Origin of the sequence: Enterobacter kobei, from assembly GCF_001729765.1 — a bacterium.
Taxonomy (GTDB): domain Bacteria; phylum Pseudomonadota; class Gammaproteobacteria; order Enterobacterales; family Enterobacteriaceae; genus Enterobacter; species Enterobacter kobei.
The window spans coordinates 1,124,939-1,146,772 of record NZ_CP017181.1; the positions used below are offsets into that span (position 1 = coordinate 1,124,939).

A 21,834-nucleotide genomic window follows, 5' to 3' on the forward strand; every position below is an offset into this window, starting at 1 on the left:
ATAAAACCAGCAATGGCGGGGATTTTACGCGCGAGAGGAGAGGCCGGGGAAGGGGAAGATCAACTCCCCGGCACTTATCGCTTATTTAAGCTTTGACTGAGCCCAGACAATGCCGCTCGCGTATTCCGGCGGCAGGAGAGGGATCATGGCTTCCAGGGTGGCGCTCAGACGGCCCGTGTCGCTATCGTTCAGGTTCAGGTGACCCACTTTACGACCCTGGCGGACCTCTTTGTCATACCAGTGCAGATGCACCAGCGGCAGCTTGAGCCAGTCGTAGTTCAGATCGGTCCCGATCAGGTTGATCATTACCGACGGGCTGTTCACGACCGGCTGCGGCAGTGGCAAATCGGTGATGGCACGCAGGTGGAGCTCGAACTGGCTGATGGAGGCACCATTTTGTGTCCAGTGGCCGCTGTTATGCACGCGCGGCGCCAGCTCGTTGATCAGCAGGCCGGATGGGGTAACAAAACACTCCATCGCCATCACGCCCACGTAACCCAGCTCGTGCATTATGGCTGAGAGCATGTCTTCCGCCTGCGCCTGCTGGTCGGCATTTGCCTGAGGGAAGGCGACGCTGGTGCGCAGAATGCCGTCCTGATGCAGGTTATGCGTCAGCGGATAAAAGACGGTGTGTCCGTCATGCCCGCGTGCGCCAACCAGGGACACTTCGCCGCTAAAGTTGATGCCCTGCTCAACGATACACTCGCCGTAGCAGTCGTCCGGCAGCTCCGCGGTTTCGTGCGCACGCAGACGCCACTGGCCGCGGCCGTCGTAGCCGCCGACGCGGCGCTTCACGATCGCCAGCTCGCCCAGCATCGCGAACACGTCATTCCACTCGCCTTTATCGGACAACAGCTGCCACGGCGCGGTCGCCAGACCGAGCTTGTCGAACAGCTGCTTTTGCGTCAGACGGTCGGCAATGATCGGAAACACGTCGCGGTTAACGAAGGCGTTATGGCGGGCCAGCTCGCGGGTCAGCGCGGTTTCCGGCCAGCGTTCGATCTCGGCGGTGATCACGCTCTGGTGGAACGGTACCGCTTCCGGTTCGGCATCCAGCCCGACAGGCCAGACGGCAATACCCAGCGGTTCACCGGCCTGGCGCAGCATGCGGCCTAACTGGCCGTTACCGAGGACGCAAACCTGCTTCATGCCGCACCCCGCGGGTCTGGATTATCCAGCACCTCATCGGTCTGGGCTTTACGCCACTCCGCCAGACGCTGGTGTAATGCTTTATCGTGCGTCGCAAGAATTTGCGCCGCCAGCAGGGCGGCATTAGCCGCACCCGCTTTACCAATCGCTAGCGTGCCGACAGGGATACCGCGCGGCATCTGGACGATGGAGTAGAGGCTATCCACACCGCTTAACGCGGCGCTTTGGACCGGAACACCGAGAACCGGTACCAGGGTTTTAGCGGCAATCATGCCGGGCAGATGTGCTGCGCCGCCCGCACCGGCAATGATCACCTCATAGCCATTCTCTTCGGCGCTTTCGGCGAAGCTGAACAGTTTGTCCGGTGTACGGTGCGCGGAGACCACTTCAACGTGGTGCGGAACATTCAGGATTTCAAAGATTTCGGCGGCGAACTGCATGGTAGCCCAGTCGCTTTTGGACCCCATCACGATGGCGACACGCGCCGGATTATTGCGGGAAGACATGCGTCTTAAAACTCCTGTGGTGCGAAACACACTGCTTTCGAGGGCACAGAGAATAGCATGTTATACGAGCAAGGAAAACGGTTGCGCGGTCGTAAACCAGGCGAAAAAACGTTAAAACGGAAACGCAATCAGCTCAACACCCTCAGGCGTCACTTTGACCATGGAACCTTCGCTGTGCCAGGCACCCAGTACGACGCGATGGGCCGGTTCGCCGTTGGCAAGAAGGGAATGAACGTCAGGGCGGTGGGTATGACCGTGGATTAACCACTGAACCCCATGTTTTTCCATTACGCTCACTACGGCCTGCGGATTGACGTCCATGATGGTCATGGATTTACTGCTGTTAGCGGCTTTACTGCCCGCACGCATTCTGGCTGCGATGCGTTTACGGATAAAGAGCGGCAGGGCAAGAAACAGCGTCTGGATCCAGGGGGTGTGAACTTTGGCGCGAAACGCCTGATAGCCGGTATCGTCCGTGCAGAGCGTATCGCCGTGCATAATCAGCAGCCTGCGGCCATAGAGGTCGAGCACCTGTTCTTCCGGCAACAGCGTCATGCCGCTTTCGCGGGCGTAGCGCTTGCCGAGCAGAAAATCACGGTTGCCGTGAATGAAATAGCAGGGGACTCCGGAATCAACCAGCGCCTTAATGGCGGAGGCGATTTCACGATGCAGCGGGTCAGGATCATCGTCGCCAATCCAGGCTTCAAACAGGTCGCCCAGGATGTACAGCGCATCGGCGCTTTTCGCTTCACCGCGTAAAAAACGCAGAAAACCGGCGGTGATCGCCGGTTCTTCTGTTTGCAGATGCAGATCCGCAATAAAGAGTGTCGCCACGAATTACTCGCTGACGGTCACGCTTGTAATCACAACGTCTTCTTTAGGAACGTCCTGGTGCATGCCGCTGCGGCCAGTAGAGACGGCTTTGATCTTATCGACCACGTCCATACCTTCAACCACTTCTGCGAACACGCAGTAGCCCCAACCCTGCAGGCTTTCGCCGGAGAAGTTCAGGAAGTCGTTATCAGCCACGTTGATGAAGAACTGCGCGGTCGCGGAGTGAGGCGCCTGGGTACGGGCCATTGCCAGCGTGCCACGGGTGTTTTTCAGGCCGTTGTTGGCTTCGTTTTTGATCGCTTCTTTCGTCGCTTTCTGCTTCATACCCGGTTCAAAACCGCCACCCTGGATCATAAAGCCGTTGATCACGCGGTGGAAAATGGTGTTGTCGTAGAAACCTTCGCGGCAGTAGTCCAGGAAGTTTTTAACTGTTTCAGGCGCTTTGTCATCAAAGGTTTTGATTACGATATCGCCATGATTAGTGTGGAAAGTAACCATTTTTGCATCCTGTTCCGTTATTGTGGTACGTCGACCCGCGTTTGGGTCACATATAGGGGCTTGTTATAGCATAACCACAGGACGCGATCACCTTGCATTGTGTGCTGATCCTATTCCGAATTATAGGTATTATAGGGAACAAACAACCCACACACGTGTTTACATGGAATCTTCGATGTTAAAAATCTTTAATACAATGACGCGCCAAAAAGAGGAATTTAAACCTATTCATGCCGGGGAAGTCGGCATGTACGTGTGTGGTATTACCGTTTACGATCTCTGTCACATCGGCCATGGGCGCACCTTCGTTGCCTTCGACGTGGTGTCACGTTACCTGCGTTTTTTAGGCTACAACCTGAAATACGTCCGCAATATCACCGACATCGACGACAAAATCATCAAACGCGCGAATGAAAACGGCGAGAGTTTTGTTGCGCTGGTGGATCGCATGATTGTCGAGATGCACAAAGATTTCGACGCTTTAAACATTCAGCGTCCGGACAGCGAGCCGCGTGCAACTCACCATATTCACGAAATCATTGAGATCACCGAGAAGCTGATCGCACGCGGTCACGCCTATGTGGCGGATAACGGCGACGTGATGTTCTCCGTGCCAACGGACCCGACCTACGGTGCGCTTTCCCGTCAGGATCTGGATCAGCTGCAGGCTGGGGCCCGCGTGGACGTGGTCGACGTGAAGCGTAATCCGATGGACTTCGTGCTGTGGAAGATGTCCAAAGAGGGTGAGCCAAGCTGGCCATCTCCGTGGGGTGAAGGGCGTCCGGGCTGGCACATTGAATGTTCCGCGATGAACTGCAAACAGCTGGGCAAACACTTCGACATTCACGGCGGCGGTTCGGATCTGATGTTCCCGCACCACGAAAACGAAATTGCGCAGTCCACCTGTGCCCACGGCGGCGAGTACGTGAACTACTGGATGCACTCCGGAATGGTGATGGTTGACCGCGAGAAGATGTCAAAATCGCTGGGCAACTTCTTTACCGTGCGCGACGTGCTCAAGTATTACGATGCGGAAACCGTGCGTTACTTCCTGATGTCCGGCCACTATCGCAGCCAGCTGAACTACAGCGAAGAGAACCTGAAGCAGGCGCGTTCGGCGCTGGAACGTCTGTATACCGCGCTGCGCGGTACCGACAAGTCTGTTCCTGCCGCAGGCGGCGACGCCTTCGAAGCTCGCTTTATTGAGGTGATGAACGACGACTTTAATACTCCGGAAGCCTACTCCGTGCTGTTCGATATGGCGCGCGAAGTGAACCGTCTGAAGTCAGAAGATATGGCGGCGGCGAATGCGCTGGCCTCTCATCTGCGTAAGCTCTCTTCCGTGCTCGGCCTGCTGGAGCAGGAGCCAGACGCCTTCCTGCAGAGCGGTGCGCAGGCGGACGACGGCGAAGTGGCGGAAATTGAAGCCTTGATCAAGGCACGTCTGGAAGCGCGTCAGGCGAAAGACTGGGCGGCGGCAGATGCGGCGCGTAACCGTCTGACAGAGATGGGGATTATTCTGGAAGACGGCCCGCAGGGCACCACCTGGCGTCGTAAGTAATTTTCCCCTCACCCTAACCCTCTCCCACAGGGAGAGGGAATTGTTAGGTTTTCTCCCTCTCCCTGTGGGAGAGGGCCGGGGTGAGGGCATCAGCGCGCACGTTTTCTCCACCACAGCAACCCCATCAGCACCACTCCCGGCAGCCAGACCCACAGCAACTCTGAAATGATCACCTGATGTCCGTACGGCGTGGTATAGCGCGACAGGGCAAACGGCGCGACTTTTATCACCTGCCACGGGGCAAAGAAGCGTTCATCTGACCACGGCCACAGCCAGCCGACCCCTTTTCCGCCGGTCGTCACGGAATCCAGCAGGCTGTGAGACAGCAGTGACACGGTCAAAAAAAGCCAGCAGCGCGTCAGAGGGGTTTTGAACCATCGTCGGCCAATCAGCACGCAAAGTATCGGCACCACAAAGGCAAACAGCAGGGAATGGGTAAAGCCGCGATGCCCGAAAACATTGCCGTAAGCGACGCCGAACTTAAACGCCAGCACGTCGGCGTCCGGCAGCATGGCGAGGACAATTCCGGCAAATAACAGGCGGGGAGGGATAACTTTACTTCCCAGGCCTAAGCCCAGGCAAAGGGGAACAGCTGCGTGAGTGATAACGGTAGGCATTGCATTTATCCATGGCAAATCATGGAAATATAGCAGGGTAATGGCGGAAAATACGCTGTGCTATATTCTGATTTTACGCCGACTCGCGTGCGATAAGCTGCCCGGAGAGGGTGATGCGTTGCGTTTGCAGATCTGGCTCTTTCAGCTTACGGATAATCAGCCCTGCCGCCTGACGCCCGGTTTCATCGCTCGCTGAGGAGACATAGGTCAACGACGGTGAGGTAAGGTTAACGTGAAGCATATCTTCAAAACCGACCAGCGCGACCTGCTGCGTCAGAAACACATCTTTACCCACCGTACGCCCCACCTGGTGAATGCCTGAGATGGAGCCGAGCATGGCATCCGGCGAGTGGCAGAGCAGGGCGGTGATGGTGTTGTTCTTCTCAAGCAACTGGCGCGTTGCCATCGCCGCCGCCTGGGTATCATCGGGGCAGGGGGGAGAATATTCGTCACGCCAGACCAGCCCGCTTTGCGTCATGGCACTGCGAAAACCGAGCAGGCGTTGCTCGCGGAGAAGACAGCCGTCGCGCCCGCCAATATAGGCAATATTGCGATGTCCGCGCTCGATAAGATAGCGCGCGGCCAGGTTCGCGGCCTGGCGGTTATCGCGCATGACCAGGTTACATTTTTCATCCAGCAACGACTGGGAAACGACCACCAACGGCAGCGGGCAGTGGCGAATGTGTTCCGGCAGCGTTGCGGTGCGGGTGTCGGACGCCAGATAGATGACACCCGCCACGCCCTGCTGCTTAAACGAGAGCAGGGTGCGTTCAAGATGTTCACGGTCATTCAGTGGCTGACCGAGAAACACCATATAGCCTTGCTTCTCCAGTTCCTGAACAATGCTCGCCATCACCTTGATGGAAAAGCTGTCGCTGAAGTCCCGCAGGATCAGGCCAATTAAATTAGAGGTGTTGGCGCGAAGGTTGGCAGCGGCGACGTTATGAACATAGCCCAGCGTCGTGATGGCGGCGTTGACCTTCCCGATCGTTGCCTCTGAGATTTTCCCTTTCTGGCGCAGCACCAGTGAGACGGTCGAGACCGAGACGCCCGCGTGCTTTGCGACATCAATAATGCTGACTTTCTTCAAAACCGCTCCCTGAAATTAACCGATTATCAGCCAGATAAAGTAATGCGTCCCCCAGCGTACAGGAGACGCATCACGCCGGCATCTTATTATTTGCCAATCATGGTGGACATGGTCTGGGCGATAAACTGTGCTCTGGCACCGAAAATCACCTGAATACCGTTGTCGCCAACGAAGACCACGCCGCGGGCGCCGAGTCCGTTCAGGCCGTCTTTATCCACTGCCTCGCTTTTCGCCACTTCCAGACGCAGGCGGGTAATGCAGGAGCCAACGGAATCAATATTCTGCGCGCCGCCCAGCAGGCTGATAATCTCTGTGGCAAGTTCGGAATCGGACTTGTCATTTGCATTGGCAGTGACATCGGTACGACCCGGGGTTTTGACGTCGAAGCGACGGATCACGAAGCGGAACGTAAAGTAGTAAATCAGCCCCATTGGAATGCCGATGATAATGGCATTCAGGAAGTTGGTCTTGTAACCGTTAAAGGACGGCAGGATCCCGAACGACAGGTAGTCGATAAAGCCCGCCGAGAACGATTTGGCGATATGCGCATGCAACAGGTACATGGTCATGTAGGCCAGGCCCGCCATGATGGCATTAAAGACGTAGAGAATCGGCGCCACGAAGATAAAGGTAAACTCTACCGGTTCGGTGATCCCCGTCAGGAAGCAGGTGAGCGCCGCCGAGAACAGAATACCGGCCGCAATCTTTTTGTTTTTCGTGTGGGCTTCGTGATACATCGCCAGGCACGCCGCAGGCAGCGCGAACAGCATCAGCGGGAATTCACCCTGCATGAATTTACCGGCGTTCTGGTAGGTGTCGCTGCTGAAGGATTTCACCCCTTCTTCCAGCATCTTGAACCAGATGGTCTGGTCGCCATGTATCACCTGGCCTGCCTGAGTTGTGTAATCCCCAAACGAATACCAGAACGACGGATACCAGATATGGTGCAGACCGAGGGGGATTAGCGCACGCTCCACCAGGCCGAAGATAAAGGTCGAGGCCGCCTGGTTATCGCCGTTAACAATCACCGAGAGTGCGTCGATACCGGCCTGAATATGCTGCCAGACGTACGGCAGCAACAGCCCCATCAGGAACGAGAGGAACGCGGTGGCAATCGCCACGAAGCGCTTACCGGAGAAGAAGCCAAGGAACTCCGGCAGCTGCATGGTGTGGAAGCGGTTAAAACACCAGGCCGCAAGGATACCGCAGATCAGGCCGCCGAAGACGCCCATCTGCAGCGTGGGTATGCCGACCACCATGGCGTATTTCCCGCCCTGCGAGGCCATTTCCGGCGTGATGCTCAGCACGGTGCTGATGGTGATGTTGGTGACAAACACCGAGACCGCCGCAGAGAGCGCCGCAATACCGGACTCTGACGCCAGGCCCACGGCGGAGCCAATGGCGAACAGCATCGGCAGGTTGTCAAAAATCACCCCGCCCGCGTTCATCATCAGCGGCAGATGGAACTTGTCGCCGAAGGCCAGCAGCAGGCCCGCAGCGGGAAGCAGTGAAATTGGCAGCATTAAGGCGCGACCAATCATCGATAACTTAGACAGCGATTTAACAAACCCTGATATCAGACCCATGCTGATTTCCCCCGAGTAGCGCTTTTTTTGGCGCTGTTATTGTAAGTAGAACGTTTTAGTAGAACGTTCTACTTATCGTGGAGAAAGCCTGAAATACGCGCAACTGAATTCTCACCTTTCAACAGATGAAATAGTGATTATTTGAAGTTGATCGATAATTAACCGTGATGATTGTGGGGGGATGGTGAGAGAAATCGCCGGGTGCGGCTTCGCCTTACCCGGCCTACAAATGGAGACAGTACGTAGGCCCGGTAAGCGCAGCGCCACCGGGCATCAGACGGCTCAGGCCGTAACCGTCACGCTCTGTCCTTCAAAACTCACGGTCTGGCCCGCGACAATTTTGCAGCGCTTACGGGTTTCCACCGCGCCGTCGACTTTTACCAGTCCATCGGCAATGGCGATTTTGGCCTGCGCGCCGCTTTCGCTCCAGCCTTCCAGCTTCAGCAGATCGCACAGCTCTACGTGCGGGTGTTTACCTAATGAAAATGTCGCCATCTTACGCGTCCTCTACGTCGTGATACTCTTCGCATGCCTGCAACGTATTCTGAATCAGTGTTGCTACGGTCATTGGGCCTACGCCGCCCGGTACTGGCGTGATGTAAGAGGCGCGTGCCGCCGCATCTTCATATACCACGTCGCCGACCACTTTGCCGTTTTCCAGACGGTTAATACCGACGTCCACGACAATTGCGCCTTCTTTGATCCACTCTCCAGGAATAAAGCCCGGCTTGCCAACCGCCACGATCAGCAGATCGGCGTTCTCGACGTGGTGACGCAGGTTTTTGGTGAAGCGGTGGGTCACGGTGGTCGTGCAGCCAGCCAGCAGCAGCTCCATGCTCATCGGGCGGCCCACGATGTTGGACGCACCGATGACAACGGCGTTAAGACCGTAAGTGTCGATGTTATAGCGCTCCAGCAGCGTCACGATACCACGCGGGGTACATGGGCGCAGACGCGGCGCGCGCTGGCACAGACGACCCACGTTGTACGGATGGAAACCGTCAACGTCTTTATCCGGGGCGATACGCTCCAGCACCTTCACGTTGTCGATGCCTGCTGGCAGCGGCAATTGAACCAGAATACCGTCGATCTCTTTATCGGCGTTCAGGGTGTCAATCAGTTCCAGCAGTTCCGCTTCGCTGGTGGTTTCAGGCAAATCGTAAGAGCGGGAGACGAACCCCACCTCTTCACACGCTTTGCGCTTGCTACCGACATAAATCTGCGATGCCGGGTTGCTACCAACCAGCACAACGGCGAGCCCGGGAGCGCGTTTTCCGGCAACTTTACGCGCCTTCACTTTTTCCGCGACCTCAGAGCGCACCTGCTGCGCAATCGTTTTACCGTCAATTATCTTTGCTGCCATCAGAGAGATGATTCCGTCTGTAACGTTTGAAAGGGGGGATTGCCTGTATTTTGTCAGAAGCGAGCGCCGCTGTCAGTCACCCTTTACGCGTTTTTATCAGCGAGACGCAAAAACCCTTCTTAGTGGGTGGTCAATTTCTTAGGCAGTATTAGGATGTGACCTGGCGAAATGGCAGCGTTTTGACATATTTAAAAACCTATTCCTGCGCTACTTTGTCTCCTCCGAAATAAGCTTTCAATTAATCAATTGAACGTATTTCTTATTCCCGATTTTCGCGGGAAGGGTTATTTACATTTTAAAGGAATAGACATGAAACTCAGCAACATTGCTTCTACTGTTATTGCTACACTGGCCCTGGTCGCGGGTGCCGCTCATGCTGAAGACCCAGCCACGCCGGTAACCGTAAATGGCGGTACCGTGCATTTTAAAGGTGAACTGGTTAATGCTGCTTGTTCAGTAAATACTGATTCTTCCGAGCAGACCGTTAATCTCGGTCAGTATCGTACCGCGAAATTCACCAAAGTGGGCGACACCACCTCTAATATTCCATTCAACATTGAGCTGAATGACTGCGATCCGCTGGTAGCTAAAACCGCTGCGGTTGCCTTCACCGGTCAGATCGACCCAACCGACAAAACCCTGCTGGCCGTGACGTCCGGTAACAACGACAACACCGCAAAAGGCGTGGGTATCGAGATCCTCGACAGCAAATCCAGCGTGCTGACTCCAGACGGTGCGACCTTCTCTGCCGCTCAGACGCTGATTGAAGGGACTAACACCCTGAAATTCACCGCGCGTTATAAATCAACGGCTGCGACCACCGAGCCAGGCCAGGCGAACGCTGACGCCACCTTCGTAATGAAATACGAATAATTCCCTCGCACAAGGATGTTCAGGCCTCAGGGATGAGGCCGTCATACGCAAATGCCAGGAATGAAGGATGACAAGGACTGGAACACTACTGCTGTTAACCCTTGCGATGGCTGGCCCGGCATCGGCACATACCGTGGTGATCGACGGTGGCAAAGTGCATCTTCGCGGGGAGCTGGTAAACGGCGGCTGCGCCGTGGCGCCCGACAGCCAGAATATGCGCATCGACATGGGGCAGTACCGAACCAATTCATTTTCCGGTGTGGGCAGTTTCTCAACGGTTAACGTGCCCTTCACCGTGCGACTGCTGGATTGCAGCGTGGATGTCTCGCGCACCGTAGGGATCCAGTTTCAGGGTGTTACACCAGAGGAAGATCCGCAGGTTTTTCTGGCGACATCGCGGCCAGGCGAAACACCTGTCAGCAGCGGCGTGGGGTTGGCGCTTTTTGATGAACAGCAGCATCAGATTATCCCAAATGCAACGGCCGTCAGCTGGTTGCCGGTGAATACCAGCGAGCTCGCATTTCATTTTAGCGCCCGCTATCGCGCTATTTCCGAACACCTCGTGCCAGGCAATATTCAGTCGGATGTCTGGTTTACGTTGATTTATCCATAACACCTGCGAACACATTATTAAAGGTACGGTTTTGATGAATATGCTAATTAAACCAGGACTGATGTTATCGTTTATTTTAATGATGGTTTCTACTTGCGCGAATGCTTCCGGCGGTATTGCGCTGGGGGCCACACGCGTTATTTACCCGGCGGATGCGAAGCAAACGTCGCTGGCGATCACCAACAGCAATAAACAAGAACGCTATTTAATTAACGCGTGGATCGAAAATGCAAACGGGCAGAAGGAGAAAACCTTTGCCGTCACGCCGCCGCTGTTTGTTAGCGAGCCGGACAGTGAAAACACGCTGCGTATTATTTACGCCGGGCCAGCGCTGCCCGCCGATCGCGAGTCGCTCTTTTACATGAACGTGAAGGCGATCCCGTCAGTGAACAAAGCAAAAACAGAAAACAATAACGTGCTGCAGCTGGCGATCCTTTCGCGTATCAAACTGTTTGTACGCCCGAATAATCTGGCGATGCAGCCAGAAGAGGCACTCTCTCAACTGCGTTTTGAGCGCGTTGGTAACCATCTCAAGGTCAGCAATGCGTCTCCTTACTACATCACCCTGGTCAACCTGAAGCTGGGCGGTCAGACGCTGGAAAACCTGATGGTGGCACCGAAAAACTCGGCTCAGCAGGTGCTGCCAGCCGGTGCCAGCGGTACGCTCTCATGGCAGAGCGTGAACGACTACGGTGCCATTACACCGGCGCGTAGCGTCAACCTGTGAGCAGAGACAGGGCGATGAAAAACCATCAGGGACGTTACTGCCCGGTTGCGCTGGCGCTGATGGCCGCGCTCTGGCCCCAGGCTGGCTGGAGCGAAAGCTACTTCAACCCGGCCTTCTTGTCTGACGATACTGCCAGCGTGGCGGATTTGTCGCGTTTTGAACAAGGACACCAGCAGGCACCCGGCGTTTATCGCGTGGATATCTGGCGTAACGATGAGTTTATCGGCACTCAGGACGTGCGTTTTGAGCAGGCTGAGAATATGCCACCGGTGGCGGGCGGTCTGACCCCGTGCATTACGCGCGCGATGCTCGATCGCTTTGGCGTCAACGTTGCGGCGTTTCCCGAACTGGCTAACGTGCAGGGCGAAACCTGCGTTCCGTTGACCACGGCCATTCCCGGCAGCGAAACGGTATTTAACTTTGCCTCACAGCGTCTGAACGTCAGCCTGCCGCAGGTGGCGATGCAAAACAGTGCGCGCGGCTACATCCCGCCCGAACAGTGGGATGAAGGTATTCCCGCCGCCCTGGTGAACTACAGCTTCACGGGCAACCGGGGAAGCGAAGACGACAGCTACTATCTCAACCTGCAGAGCGGGCTGAACTATGGTGCCTGGCGTTTACGTAACAACGGCGCATGGCGTTACACCCAGAATAACGGGCAGCGGCACAGTGAGTGGGAGAATATTGGCACCTGGGCGCAGCGCACCGTTATCCCGCTCAAAAGCGAACTGGTGCTGGGCGACAGCAATACCGGGAATGATGTTTTCGACAGCGTCGGTTTTCGCGGCGGACGACTTTACTCGTCCGACAGCATGTACCCGGACAGCCTGCAGGGCTACGCCCCAACCGTGCGCGGTATTGCCAGGACGCCAGCCAAAGTCGTGGTGCGTCAAAACGGCTACGTTATCTATCAAAGCTACGTTCAGCCTGGTGCCTTTGCTATCACCGATCTTAACCCGACCTCCTCAAGCGGTGACCTGGAGGTGACGGTGGAAGAGAAAGACGGCAGCCAGCAGCGCTACACCGTGCCGTATTCCACCGTCCCGCTGCTGCAGCGAGAAGGGCGCTGGAAATACGATCTCGTGGCGGGGGACTATCGCAGCGGTAACAGCGACCAGGATACGCCGTTCTTCACCCAGGGCACTCTGGTGACCGGTCTTGCCAACGGCTTTACCCTGTATGGCGGTACGCAGCTGGCGTCACGCTATACCGCGCTTGCCGTCGGGGCCGGGAAAAACCTCGGTGACTGGGGCGCGGTATCGGTCGATATCACTCATGCCCGCAGCCAGCTCGCGGACGACAGCAAGCACGAAGGGCAGTCGCTGCGTTTTCTTTATGCCAAATCGCTCAACGGCTTCGGCACCAACTTCCAGCTGCTGGGCTACCGCTACTCCACCAAAGGGTTTTACACCCTGGACGATGTCGCCTGGCGCTCAATGGAGGGCTATCAGTATGCCGATAATCAGGACGGTAACGATGTGCCTGACGTACAGAGTTATCACAACCTGACGTGGAACAAAAAAGGCCGCTTTCAGCTCAACGTCTCTCAGTCACTGGGGGATTACGGCTCGGTCTATATTTCCGGGAGTGAGCAAACCTACTGGGGGACGGACGAAACGAACCTCTGGTATCAACTGGGTTACGCGGGGGCGTGAAGGGGATCAACTATTCCGTCTCGTGGTCGTGGAACAAATCCGTCGGTATCGACGGGACTGACCGGATCGCGTCGTTCAACGTCTCCGTGCCGTTTAGCTTGTTTACCCGTCATGGCTATCGCCGGGACAGCGCGATTGACCGCGCCTACGCCACGGCATCCGCCAGCCGAAACAGTGAGGGTGATACCAGCTGGCAAACCGGCGTCAGCGGCACGCTGCTGGAGGACCGCAACCTGAACTACAGCGTGACCCAGGGACACGCCAGCACCAACGGCTCAAGCGGAAGCGCCAGCGCCAACTGGCAGGCAACCTACGGCACGCTGGGGGGGGGCTACAACTATTCCCGCGATCAGCACGATTTCAACTGGCAGCTCTCCGGCGGGGTGGTCGGCCATGCTGATGGCGTGACCTTTAGCCAGCCGCTGGGCGACACCAACGTGCTGATCAAAGCCCCGGGGGCTTCAGGCGTCAGCGTGGAAAACCAGACCGGCGTGAAGACCGACTGGCGCGGCTATGCGGTGATGCCGTATGCCACCGTCTATCGCTATAACCGCGTGGCGCTGGATACCAATACCATGAGCAACAACACCGATATCGAAAATAACGTGAGCAGCGTGGTGCCGACCAAAGGCGCACTGGTGCGCGCCAGCTTTGACACCCGTATTGGCGTGCGTGCCCTGCTGACCGTCACACGTGGTAACCAGCCCGTGCCGTTCGGCGCCGTGGTGCGTGAAACCCAGAGTGGCGTGACCAGCATGGTGGGGGATGACGGGCAAATTTACCTGAGTGGGCTGCCGATCGAAGGCGAACTGCTGATTCAGTGGGGGAACGGGGCACAGTCCCAGTGCCGTGCGCCTTACAGCTTGCCTGAAAAGAGCCTGCAACAGGCAATCACACTTAAGGGGATCCGCTGTGATTAAAATCCACATTTTTGCTTTATCACTTCTGGCTTTACTGCCCGCGTCACACGCACTGGCGACCGTGTGCGTCAACGAAAATGGCGTGCCGACAGAGGTGTACTACGACCTGACGGATAAATTCAACAGCTCGAATAACCAGGTGGGTCAGATTGTGACCCTCAGCGAAAAATCGCAATGGGTGGGGGTGAATGCCGTCTGCCCGAAGGGCACGACCGGCAATACCACCAGACGCAGCTACGTCACGGATTACCCGATCACCGGGACCAGCGATCGCTACCAGTATCTGAAGCTTAACGACTATCTGGATGGGGCCATGAAAATCACGGACAGCTATGCTGGCGAGTTTTACCCCCCGCAAAACTATATCCAGATGGGGAGCCATCCGAACGTCTCAAAAAACAAACCGTTTGGCGTTAAGGATTCCAACCTGGTTTTCCGTCTTAAGGTGACCCGGCGTTTTATCAACATGGTGGTGATCCCGCGTGCCACGATGTTCCGTGTTTACGTGACTACGACCGCCTCTGACCCGTTAACCACGCCGGTCTATACCATCAGCTACAGCGGAACCATTCAGGTACCGCAAAGCTGCGCAATCAATGCCGGTAATGTGGTTGAGTTTGATTTCGGGGACATTGGCGCCTCCTTGTTCAGCAAAGCGGGCGCGGGTAACAAGCCGGAAGGGGTTTCATCGCAGAGTAAAACCATCGCGATTAAATGCACCAACGTAGAGGCGAATGCCATGCTGACGATGCGCGTTGAGGCTGAAAAGGTCTCCAGTAACGCACTGGTATCGGATAACCCGGATGTGGGGTTCATCATTGCCAACGAGAGTGGTACGCCGTTAACGCCTAACAACCTGACGAGCAAAATTCCGTTCCGTCTGGACGACAGCGCGCAGGCGCAGGTGGGGATCCGGGTCTGGCCAGTGAGCGTGACGGGCAATAAGCCCGCGGAAGGGCGCTTTACCTCGCGCGGGTATTTGCGTGTGGATTACGACTAAGGAGCCGATATGCGAAACGGGATCCGTTTTATCACCGTAGCGCTCTTTGCGCTTTGCACACAGGCTCAGGCGGAAACCGCGTTGGGCGAAATTAACATTCAGCTCTACGGCAATATCGTCGATTTTACCTGCGTGGCCGAGGGGAACGACAGTGACAAAACCGTCACGCTGGGCACCTGGCCCACGAAGCAGCTCAGCACTACCGGGAGCCGCACGCAGCCCATGCCTTTTACGCTGAAACTGACCGGCTGTCCGCCAGGGGCCGCGTCCATTACGTTTTCCGGTAAAGCTGACGGGAGCAACAACGGGTTGCTGGCACTGAACGACGCCAGCACGGCAAGCCGCGTCGCCGTCGAGATCAGGGATGCGGATAAATCGCGTCTGGATCTCCAGCAGGCCAGCCAGCCGGTCACGGTCGATGCGCAGGGGAATGCGACACTGTCATTTTATGCCAATTATATTGCTACTGCCGATAACCCTCAGCCCGGAAAGGCTGATGCTGATGCGACCTTCATGATTAATTATAATTAGCACTGACCGCACTCCCTGCAGCTCAGATAAACTGCAGGGAGTGAATTCAGGTTATAGCAGTTCGTGTGCTTTAGCGTAATCAATTAATTCCACGATGCTTTGCACCCCCAGCTTGGAATAAATATTGGATTTGTGCGCGCTAATGGTCTTGTTGCTTAATAGCAATTGCTCCGCAATTTCCTTATTGGACAGCCCATTCGCCAGATAACGTAATACCGTAACCTCGCGATTCGATAACGGCATATCTGCCAGCTCTCCCTTTCCCGACCCCATATGATTTATAAAATTCAGCGTCTCCGACGGGAAAAAAGAATAGCCCATCAGGATCATCTCTACGGCGTTGTAGATCTCACCCAAATCTTTTCGTTTACTGACAAAGCCGTTGGCCCCGGCGCGAATGGCACGTCCGGCGTAAAACAGTTCTGATTTAGATGATAAGAAAAGAACCTTAATCTCTTTATTTAAGTTTTTGATTCTCTTAAGTAAAGCAAAGGCATCTGTGCCCGTAAGTTCAATGTCAAGGATCACCAAATCGATAGGGTGATTGCGGATGCAGTCAAGAACTTCATGGCTATCGCCAGACTTAAGCTTGACGATGATATTCTTATTTTTCTGTAGCAGGACTTCTATCGACATTCTGACGATAGGATGTTCGTCCATAATGATAACGGATGCCGGTTTCATTTTTAATGCCTCAGATTGTTAAAAGCGTTATGTAGAGTTTTGTAAAACTCTCGAAATGCCGGAAGGATATAATGAGCAGATCCCTATACCGTAGTATTTCCCTGGAAAGAGCGAAAGCATCCCTGTTTACGTAATGAAAAGAACCCTGCCTCAGCGCGGTCGTCTCATTTGGCTGGTGTTGGCAAAAAGGTTTTTCTTATTCAATTTTGATACGCATCTTATTATACAGGGTAAGTTTTTTCCGAAAACCCTGTAAATTACGTTCCGCTTATTGGTTTGTATTATCTTCTGGATCTGAATGGCCTCCTTTTTAAATATAGCGGAATTATCCTGGTATCCCATTTACCGCATCTTTTCATCTTTATGTAATAACAAAAAATAACAGATGTCTCTTTATGTTGCAAAAATGTTAATGAAATGGCGTCTCGATTTCAGGCAGGATCTTGAGAAGAGGAGGCGAAAAAGTGCCCTCTCAGGGCCTCAGACCTTCATCTGAAAGTCCTTAAGCGATATCAACGTCGCTCCATCATCGTACAGGAGAACGTGCTGCCAGCTTCGCTTCCCGCTCCTGGTGAGTAAAGGGAAGCTGCTTGTTTTTACATCATTATCATCTCGTTAACGCCTTCTGCATTCACTTAACGGATGGAGGAAAGTGCTGCAGTTGATTCAATCTGTGACATTTCACATGGTTCAAGGCCATAAATTAGGAATAGTTATAAAATCGACTTTATTGTTAATATTTAACATTAAATTAACATAATGGGTAAGTAAATTCTTAAAGCGCTTTAGGAAATAAGGGGTTAGGACGTGAGTTAAAACGAGCAGTCTGAGAGGTTATTAAGAAGGTGTAACAATTCCTGGCGATGGCTCAGCCCGAGCTTCATCAGGATGCAGCTGAGGCGATAGATAATGCGGCTATAGGGACGATTCTGCAGAAGGGCAATCTGTCGTAACGTCTTGCCACGGGCAAGCTCCTGCAAAATGGGCCATTCGTTGCGCGAGAACCAGTCTCTATCGGAGCCCTGTAGGGGGCGGGGTTCCATCAGGCTGTGCTGAAGCCCTGCTGCGTTCATCTGACGTTCGAGCACATGAAAAGGACCTGCCGCTTTGCAGAAGAGACGTGCGTCATAATTATCAGCCCGGATCAGCAGCCACGGCGTCAGGAAGGGGGGATACAGGCTATGTCTTCTTAACTGATCCAGCTGATCAATCAGCCCCGTGGAACGGCTTTCAATATCCACTACCAGACGGGCCGAGGGCCATTGGCTCTGCGCACCCAGCGCATCGTCCAGCGAAGTGAAGTCGCAACAGCTGCTTAGCGGAAACTGCCCATTGAGAAAACCGGAGCGCAAAAAATTGTCCTCCGTTACCAGGATGATAAACGGGGCATCGGTTTTTCGGGGCTGGTTGATGGACTGGCTCAAAAACTCGAGTCGGTCGAAAAAGGGGGGGGCAAAAGGTGAGTGCGTAAATCCCAGTGCATCACTTCCTGTACGCCGCCGCCGGTAACGGCGCACTGTCATTCGCATGGCCTCCCTCCTGGAAATGGCGTGTTAATCCTCCGGCCATGTCCAGGACGGCCAGTAATATCCCTGGCCGAGATCGGCACCTGCCTGCAGTGCCCAGATACGATCGCGTTCAGTCTCAATACCTTCGATGAGTACGCTTCCGGCCAGCTGAAAGCAAAGTGAAACCAGTTTCCTCAGTGCAGGTGTGGCGCGTAAACGCCAGAATGCGTTCTTATCGATTTTGATGCCGTTCAACGGTAATCGACAAAATAAAAACGGCTGAATGATAGTTTCGTCGATATCATCCAGCCAGATAGTGTGTCCCCGTTCCTGAAGTTGCCGCAGGTTGTTAACGACGCTCTGCTTCTGTGCGGCGGAGAACGCCAGAAAGAGAGGGAGGTCGACAATCTCAATATTCAGCGGCGCGGTTTTCATATTGATGAGCCGCGCAAAAGGCGCAGGTGCTGTCAACACGGTTATCGGCAGATTAATAAAAAGATTATTGCCATGCGGGGTATTTTTTAATGCGGCCAGCTGCGCTTCAAGCAGCGTCAAAGAGGCGTCTGCCGACTGATGGCGGAAGAAGTCCTCGCTATGCTCGGTGTCGGACAAGACGCTCAGGACCTCCACGCCGACCCGGCGCCGGGCGTTGAGGGCGACGATAGGCTCCAGTTTGATGCCGACGATGTCCTGAGAAATAGACTGTAATCGGGGGGGCGTATCGAACGGGTTTTGCGCTGTCACTCCATTGTCCTGTTGTCTGTCAGCCTCCAGGCGGCCGGGATACCTCGCTCTAGTGTGACGAGCTGACGTTCAGGAAAACAGCAGGCGTTACTTAAATGCAACTAAGCCTTTTCGCAGCGCTAAATTTTAAAGTGAAACAGCGAGAAATGTTGAGAAAATAGCCGTATTTACAATCGGCTAGCGGTAATTGCCTCTGAAAGCGGAAAAGGCATTGACTCACCTGCCATTGACCGTATAATTCTTCGCGTTTCACCGCCGCGAAGTTCACTCTTCTCAGTGCGCCCTTAGCTCAGTTGGATAGAGCAACGGCCTTCTAAGCCGTAGGTCGTAGGTTCGAATCCTACAGGGCGTGCCATTCGATATTAGTAAGCTAAGCCAGTTTCGAGCCAGCCTGATTTTCTCCTTGTGTCGTATTTGTGTCATGGTCGCTAAAATTGGCAGCTATTTTCCGTGCATGTTCGCATAAATGGTTAGGTGCAAGGTGGGCATTTCGAGGGACCATTTCGATCGACCCCCAGCCCCCCATTTCCTGAAAAAGGACAGCGGCACGCTGGGCTGAATTAACCCGCTCGCCCAGGTATGCCGCAGATCGTGAAATCGCAAGTCCTCAATGCCCGCTTTATCCAGCCAATGCGCTAGGCGCTATTGTCGTCCACTGGCATTTTGCGTATTACCGGAGTCAAATTTTTAATGCCGCGTTGATAGCTTGGGGTGAACTAAGGAAGGTGCGAATAAGCAGGTCATTTCTTCCCAAGCTGACTCGCTGATTAAAATTTCGCGGATCTGGGCCGATTTTTTTCCCGCAAACACATCGAATCAGCCTATTTAGGCTATTTTTTCCACCATTTCTGGCGTTATTTCCGGTTTTTACTGAGATCTCTCCCACTGACGTATCATTTGGTCCACCCGAAACAGGTTGGCCAGGGTGAATAACATCGCCAGTTGGTTATCGTTTTTCAGCAGCCCTTTGTATCTGGCTTTCACGAAGCCGAACTGCCGCTTGATGATGCGAAACGGGTGCTCCACCCTGGCACGGATGCTGGCTTTCATGTATTCGATGTTGATGGCCGTTTTGTTCTTGCGCGGATGCTGCTTCAAGGTTTTTACCTTGCCGGGACGCTCGGCGATCAGCCAGTCCACATCCACCTCGGCCAGCTCCTCGCGCTGTGGCGCTCCTTGGTAGCCGGCATCGGCTGAGACAAATTGCTCCTCTCCATGAAGCAGATTACCCAGCTGATTGAGGTCATGCTCGTTGGCCGCGGTGGTGACCAGGCTGTGGGTCAGGCCACTCTTGGCATCGACACCAATGTGGGCCTTCATGCCAAAGTGCCACTGATTGCCTTTCTTGGTCTGATGCATCTCCGGATCGCGTTGCTGCTCTTTGTTCCTGGTAGAGCTGGGTGCCTCAATGATGGTGGCATCCACCAAAGTGCCTTGGGTCATCATGACGCCTGCTTCGGCCAGCCAGCGATTGATGGTCTTGAACAATTGACGGGCCAGTTGATGCTGCTCGAGCAGGTGGCGGAAATTCATGATGGTGGTGCGATCCGGCAGGGCGCTATCCAGGGATAATCGGGCAAACAGGCGCATGGAGGCGATTTCGTACAGGGCATCTTCCATGGCACCGTCGCTCAGGTTGTACCAATGCTGCATGCAGTGAATACGCAGCATGGTCTCCAGCGGATAGGGCCGTCGGCCATTGCCCGCCTTGGGATAAAACGGCTCGATGACAGCGGTCATATTCTGCCATGGCAGAATCTGCTCCATGCGGGAGAGGAAAATCTCTTTTCGGGTCTGACGGCGCTTAGTGCTGAATTCACTATCGGCGAAGGTGAGTTGATGGCTCATGATGTCCCTCTGGGATGCGCTCCGGATGAATATGATGATCTCATATCAGGAACTTGTTCGCACCTTCCCTAATACCTACCTTGAGCTTGGTAATGACTCCAACTTACTGATAGTGTTTTATGTTCAGATAATGCCCGATGACCTTGTCATGCAGCTCCACCGATTTTGAGAACGACAGTGACTTCCGTCCCAGCCTTGCCAGATGTTGTCTCAGATTCAGGTTATGCCGCTCAATTCGCTGAGTGTAACGCTTGCTGATTACGTGCAGCTTTCCCTTCAGGCGGGATTCATACAGCGGCCAGCCATCCGTCATCCATACCACGACCTCAAAGGCCGACAGCAGGCTCAGAAGACGCTCCAGTGTGGCCAGAGTGCGTTCACCGAAGACGTGCGCCACAACCGTCCTCCGTATCCTGTCATACGCGTAAAACAGCCAGCGCTGACGTGATTTAGCACCGACGTAGCCCCACTGTTCGTCCATTTCAGCGCAGACAATCACATCACTGCCCGGCTGTATGCGCGAGGTTACCGACTGCGGCCTGAGTTTTTTAAGTGACGTAAAATCGTGTTGAGGCCAACGCCCATAATGCGGGCGGTTGCCCGGCATCCAACACCATTCATGGCCATATCAATGATTTTCTGGTGTGTACCGGGCTGAGAGGCGGTGTAAGTGAACTGTAGCTGCCATGTTTTACGGCAGTGAGAGCAGAGATAGCGCTGATGTCCGGCAGTACTTTTACCGTTACGCACCACGCCTTCAGTAGCTGAGCAGGAGGGACAACTGATGGAGATGGAAGCCACGGGAGCACCTCAAAAACACCATCGTACACTAAATCAGTAAGTTGGCACCATTACCCGAAAACAAATGTGAATAGCATCCATTCAAAATGAGTTTTTTTTTCCTAAGCATGACTAATCATTTATCGTCCTTCCGATTATCCTTAAGTTCGTTTTTGATGATGTAACGAGGTCTTCCCTTAACTTCAACATATATCCTGCCGATATACTCGCCAAGTACGCCTATACCTATCAACTGAATTCCGCCCAGGAAAAGTATTGAAACCAGCATTGATGGATAGCCGCGAACCGGATTGCCGAATGCTAACGTGTCGACGATCATACATGCGCCATAGATGAAGGCCATACCAGCAACGAATAAACCAATGTAAGTCCACATGCGCAGAGGGAAAGTTGAGAAACTGGTTATACCCTCCAATGCAAGATTCCACAGCTTCCAACCATTGAACTTAGAATCCCCAGCAACACGTTCAGCACGAGCATATTCAACAACATCAGTGCGGCCGCCAACCCAGCTCAAAATGCCTTTCATGAAAAGATTGCGTTCTTGCATTTGCTTAATGTTTTCAACTACATCTCGAGACATCAGACGGTAGTCGCCAACGTTTTCCTCGATCTGCGGATTGCTTATTTTGTTGTGCAGTTTATAGAACCATTCAGCAGTCTTGCGCTTGAGTCGTCCATCCGCAGAGCGGTCTGTTCTCTTAGGGAAGGTGCGAACAAGTTCCT

21 protein-coding genes, 1 tRNA gene and 3 pseudogenes are annotated in these 21,834 nt (G+C 54.3%); 8 read left to right on the forward strand and 17 right to left on the reverse strand.

The window, feature by feature from the left end; translation table 11 throughout:
* Positions 1-81 precede the first annotated feature (81 nt).
* The 4 genes from purK to ppiB all read right to left on the reverse strand — a co-directional run bounded on the left by purK (position 82) and on the right by ppiB (position 2,987).
* A complete protein-coding gene (purK, locus tag BFV64_RS05310) occupies positions 82-1,149 on the reverse strand; it encodes a 5-(carboxyamino)imidazole ribonucleotide synthase (RefSeq protein ID WP_014882833.1) in 1,068 nt (355 codons plus the stop codon).
* Entirely contained in the window at positions 1,146-1,655 is a 510-nt protein-coding gene (purE, locus tag BFV64_RS05315; RefSeq protein WP_014882834.1) for a 5-(carboxyamino)imidazole ribonucleotide mutase, read from the reverse strand. The genes purK and purE overlap by 4 nt, the downstream gene beginning before the upstream one ends.
* A gap of 111 nt (positions 1,656-1,766) precedes the next feature.
* Entirely contained in the window at positions 1,767-2,489 is a 723-nt protein-coding gene (gene lpxH, locus BFV64_RS05320) for a UDP-2,3-diacylglucosamine diphosphatase (RefSeq protein ID WP_045134737.1), read from the reverse strand.
* A 3-nt stretch (positions 2,490-2,492) separates the two neighbouring features.
* Positions 2,493-2,987 carry a peptidylprolyl isomerase B gene (gene ppiB / locus BFV64_RS05325; protein WP_014882836.1) on the reverse strand — a complete coding sequence of 165 codons (495 nt, stop codon included), beginning with the start codon at positions 2,985-2,987 and terminating at the stop codon, positions 2,493-2,495.
* A gap of 175 nt (positions 2,988-3,162) precedes the next feature.
* On the opposite strand from ppiB, the gene cysS reads away from it, so the two are divergent.
* Positions 3,163-4,548 carry a cysteine--tRNA ligase gene (gene cysS / locus BFV64_RS05330; protein WP_023332268.1) on the forward strand — a complete coding sequence of 462 codons (1,386 nt, stop codon included), beginning with the start codon at positions 3,163-3,165 and terminating at the stop codon, positions 4,546-4,548.
* Positions 4,549-4,637: 89 nt separating this feature from the next.
* Here cysS and BFV64_RS05335 read toward each other — a convergent pair whose 3' ends face one another.
* The 5 genes from BFV64_RS05335 to folD form a co-directional block, all read right to left on the reverse strand.
* Entirely contained in the window at positions 4,638-5,165 is a 528-nt protein-coding gene (locus BFV64_RS05335) for a metal-dependent hydrolase (RefSeq protein ID WP_045134738.1), read from the reverse strand.
* 73 nt (positions 5,166-5,238) lie between these two features.
* Positions 5,239-6,255 carry a Mal regulon transcriptional regulator MalI gene (gene malI, locus BFV64_RS05340; protein ID WP_063614028.1) on the reverse strand — a complete coding sequence of 339 codons (1,017 nt, stop codon included), beginning with the start codon at positions 6,253-6,255 and terminating at the stop codon, positions 5,239-5,241.
* Positions 6,256-6,341: 86 nt separating this feature from the next.
* Positions 6,342-7,841, reverse strand: coding sequence for a PTS transporter subunit EIIC (locus BFV64_RS05345; RefSeq protein WP_014882840.1), 1,500 nt, complete (start codon positions 7,839-7,841; stop codon positions 6,342-6,344).
* Positions 7,842-8,123: 282 nt separating this feature from the next.
* On the reverse strand, positions 8,124-8,336 hold the full coding sequence (ybcJ, locus tag BFV64_RS05350) for a ribosome-associated protein YbcJ (protein WP_004143016.1): 213 nt from the start codon (positions 8,334-8,336) through the stop codon (positions 8,124-8,126).
* A gap of 1 nt (position 8,337) precedes the next feature.
* Positions 8,338-9,204: a bifunctional methylenetetrahydrofolate dehydrogenase/methenyltetrahydrofolate cyclohydrolase FolD gene (folD, locus tag BFV64_RS05355; protein ID WP_014882841.1), complete on the reverse strand. Its 867-nt coding sequence runs from the start codon at positions 9,202-9,204 to the stop codon at positions 8,338-8,340.
* A 309-nt stretch (positions 9,205-9,513) separates the two neighbouring features.
* On the opposite strand from folD, the gene fimA reads away from it, so the two are divergent.
* From fimA to sfmF, 6 genes and pseudogenes are all read left to right on the forward strand, one after another.
* Complete coding sequence (gene fimA / locus BFV64_RS05360) at positions 9,514-10,077, forward strand: type 1 fimbrial major subunit FimA (protein ID WP_014882842.1); 564 nt, start codon at positions 9,514-9,516, stop codon at positions 10,075-10,077.
* A gap of 67 nt (positions 10,078-10,144) precedes the next feature.
* Positions 10,145-10,690 carry a type 1 fimbrial protein subunit FimI gene (fimI, locus tag BFV64_RS05365; protein ID WP_063943373.1) on the forward strand — a complete coding sequence of 182 codons (546 nt, stop codon included), beginning with the start codon at positions 10,145-10,147 and terminating at the stop codon, positions 10,688-10,690.
* A 34-nt stretch (positions 10,691-10,724) separates the two neighbouring features.
* Complete coding sequence (fimC, locus tag BFV64_RS05370) at positions 10,725-11,417, forward strand: type 1 fimbria chaperone FimC (protein ID WP_014882844.1); 693 nt, start codon at positions 10,725-10,727, stop codon at positions 11,415-11,417.
* A 14-nt stretch (positions 11,418-11,431) separates the two neighbouring features.
* Positions 11,432-13,992: pseudogene (locus tag BFV64_RS05375) on the forward strand (fimbrial biogenesis usher protein).
* Positions 13,985-14,992, forward strand: coding sequence for a type 1 fimbria D-mannose specific adhesin FimH (gene fimH / locus BFV64_RS05380; RefSeq protein WP_023332274.1), 1,008 nt, complete (start codon positions 13,985-13,987; stop codon positions 14,990-14,992). Before BFV64_RS05375 ends, fimH begins: the two are co-directional and overlap by 8 nt.
* A gap of 9 nt (positions 14,993-15,001) precedes the next feature.
* The gene (gene sfmF / locus BFV64_RS05385; RefSeq protein ID WP_014882847.1) at positions 15,002-15,523 is read left to right on the forward strand and encodes a fimbria assembly protein; all 522 of its coding nucleotides are present in this window, start codon (positions 15,002-15,004) and stop codon (positions 15,521-15,523) included.
* Between the two features lie 51 nt (positions 15,524-15,574).
* Here the strand turns inward: sfmF and fimZ are convergent, their stop codons facing one another.
* The 3 genes from fimZ to BFV64_RS05400 form a co-directional block, all read right to left on the reverse strand.
* A complete protein-coding gene (fimZ, locus tag BFV64_RS05390; protein WP_023332276.1) occupies positions 15,575-16,207 on the reverse strand; it encodes a fimbria biosynthesis transcriptional regulator FimZ in 633 nt (210 codons plus the stop codon).
* Positions 16,208-17,019: 812 nt separating this feature from the next.
* A complete protein-coding gene (locus tag BFV64_RS05395; RefSeq protein WP_014882850.1) occupies positions 17,020-17,736 on the reverse strand; it encodes a helix-turn-helix transcriptional regulator in 717 nt (238 codons plus the stop codon).
* 24 nt (positions 17,737-17,760) lie between these two features.
* The gene (locus BFV64_RS05400) at positions 17,761-18,459 is read right to left on the reverse strand and encodes an EAL domain-containing protein (protein WP_014882851.1); all 699 of its coding nucleotides are present in this window, start codon (positions 18,457-18,459) and stop codon (positions 17,761-17,763) included.
* A gap of 278 nt (positions 18,460-18,737) precedes the next feature.
* On the opposite strand from BFV64_RS05400, the gene BFV64_RS05405 reads away from it, so the two are divergent.
* Positions 18,738-18,814, forward strand: a tRNA-Arg gene (locus tag BFV64_RS05405).
* Between the two features lie 15 nt (positions 18,815-18,829).
* On the opposite strand, the pseudogene BFV64_RS25665 reads toward BFV64_RS05405, so the two are convergent.
* From BFV64_RS25665 to BFV64_RS05420, 5 genes and pseudogenes are all read right to left on the reverse strand, one after another.
* A pseudogene (locus BFV64_RS25665) lies at positions 18,830-19,139 on the reverse strand (tyrosine-type recombinase/integrase); the annotation flags it as partial.
* Positions 19,139-19,345 (reverse strand): hypothetical protein, encoded by a 207-nt coding sequence (locus BFV64_RS26050; RefSeq protein WP_335671936.1) that lies wholly within the window; start codon positions 19,343-19,345, stop codon positions 19,139-19,141. The pseudogene BFV64_RS25665 and the gene BFV64_RS26050, both read right to left, overlap by 1 nt.
* Entirely contained in the window at positions 19,327-20,307 is a 981-nt protein-coding gene (locus BFV64_RS05410) for an IS5-like element ISKpn26 family transposase (RefSeq protein ID WP_032637327.1), read from the reverse strand. The genes BFV64_RS26050 and BFV64_RS05410 overlap by 19 nt, the downstream gene beginning before the upstream one ends.
* 103 nt (positions 20,308-20,410) lie before the next feature.
* A protein-coding gene (locus BFV64_RS05415) for an IS1 family transposase (protein ID WP_223216367.1) occupies positions 20,411-21,108 on the reverse strand; the annotation gives its coding sequence in 2 pieces (ribosomal slippage) (positions 20,411-20,859 and positions 20,859-21,108; 699 coding nt in all).
* 115 nt (positions 21,109-21,223) lie between these two features.
* Positions 21,224-21,811, reverse strand: a pseudogene (locus tag BFV64_RS05420) (glycosyltransferase); the annotation flags it as partial.
* Positions 21,812-21,834: the final 23 nt, after the last annotated feature.

Excerpts from the sequence above, each read along its gene's own strand:
- sfmF (WP_014882847.1), top strand. The coding sequence starts at position 15,002 with ATGCGAAACGGGATCCGTTTTATCACCGTAGCGCTCTTTGCGCTTTGC.
- ybcJ (WP_004143016.1), bottom strand. The coding sequence starts at position 8,336 with ATGGCGACATTTTCATTAGGTAAACACCCGCACGTAGAGCTGTGCGAT.
- BFV64_RS05345 (WP_014882840.1), bottom strand. The coding sequence starts at position 7,841 with ATGGGTCTGATATCAGGGTTTGTTAAATCGCTGTCTAAGTTATCGATG.
- purK (WP_014882833.1), bottom strand. The coding sequence starts at position 1,149 with ATGAAGCAGGTTTGCGTCCTCGGTAACGGCCAGTTAGGCCGCATGCTG.
- fimZ (WP_023332276.1), bottom strand. The coding sequence starts at position 16,207 with ATGAAACCGGCATCCGTTATCATTATGGACGAACATCCTATCGTCAGA.
- purE (WP_014882834.1), bottom strand. The coding sequence starts at position 1,655 with ATGTCTTCCCGCAATAATCCGGCGCGTGTCGCCATCGTGATGGGGTCC.
- fimA (WP_014882842.1), top strand. The coding sequence starts at position 9,514 with ATGAAACTCAGCAACATTGCTTCTACTGTTATTGCTACACTGGCCCTG.
- BFV64_RS05335 (WP_045134738.1), bottom strand. The coding sequence starts at position 5,165 with ATGCCTACCGTTATCACTCACGCAGCTGTTCCCCTTTGCCTGGGCTTA.
- folD (WP_014882841.1), bottom strand. The coding sequence starts at position 9,204 with ATGGCAGCAAAGATAATTGACGGTAAAACGATTGCGCAGCAGGTGCGC.
- fimI (WP_063943373.1), top strand. The coding sequence starts at position 10,145 with ATGACAAGGACTGGAACACTACTGCTGTTAACCCTTGCGATGGCTGGC.
- BFV64_RS05395 (WP_014882850.1), bottom strand. The coding sequence starts at position 17,736 with ATGCGAATGACAGTGCGCCGTTACCGGCGGCGGCGTACAGGAAGTGAT.
- BFV64_RS05410 (WP_032637327.1), bottom strand. The coding sequence starts at position 20,307 with ATGAGCCATCAACTCACCTTCGCCGATAGTGAATTCAGCACTAAGCGC.
- fimC (WP_014882844.1), top strand. The coding sequence starts at position 10,725 with ATGAATATGCTAATTAAACCAGGACTGATGTTATCGTTTATTTTAATG.
- ppiB (WP_014882836.1), bottom strand. The coding sequence starts at position 2,987 with ATGGTTACTTTCCACACTAATCATGGCGATATCGTAATCAAAACCTTT.
- cysS (WP_023332268.1), top strand. The coding sequence starts at position 3,163 with ATGTTAAAAATCTTTAATACAATGACGCGCCAAAAAGAGGAATTTAAA.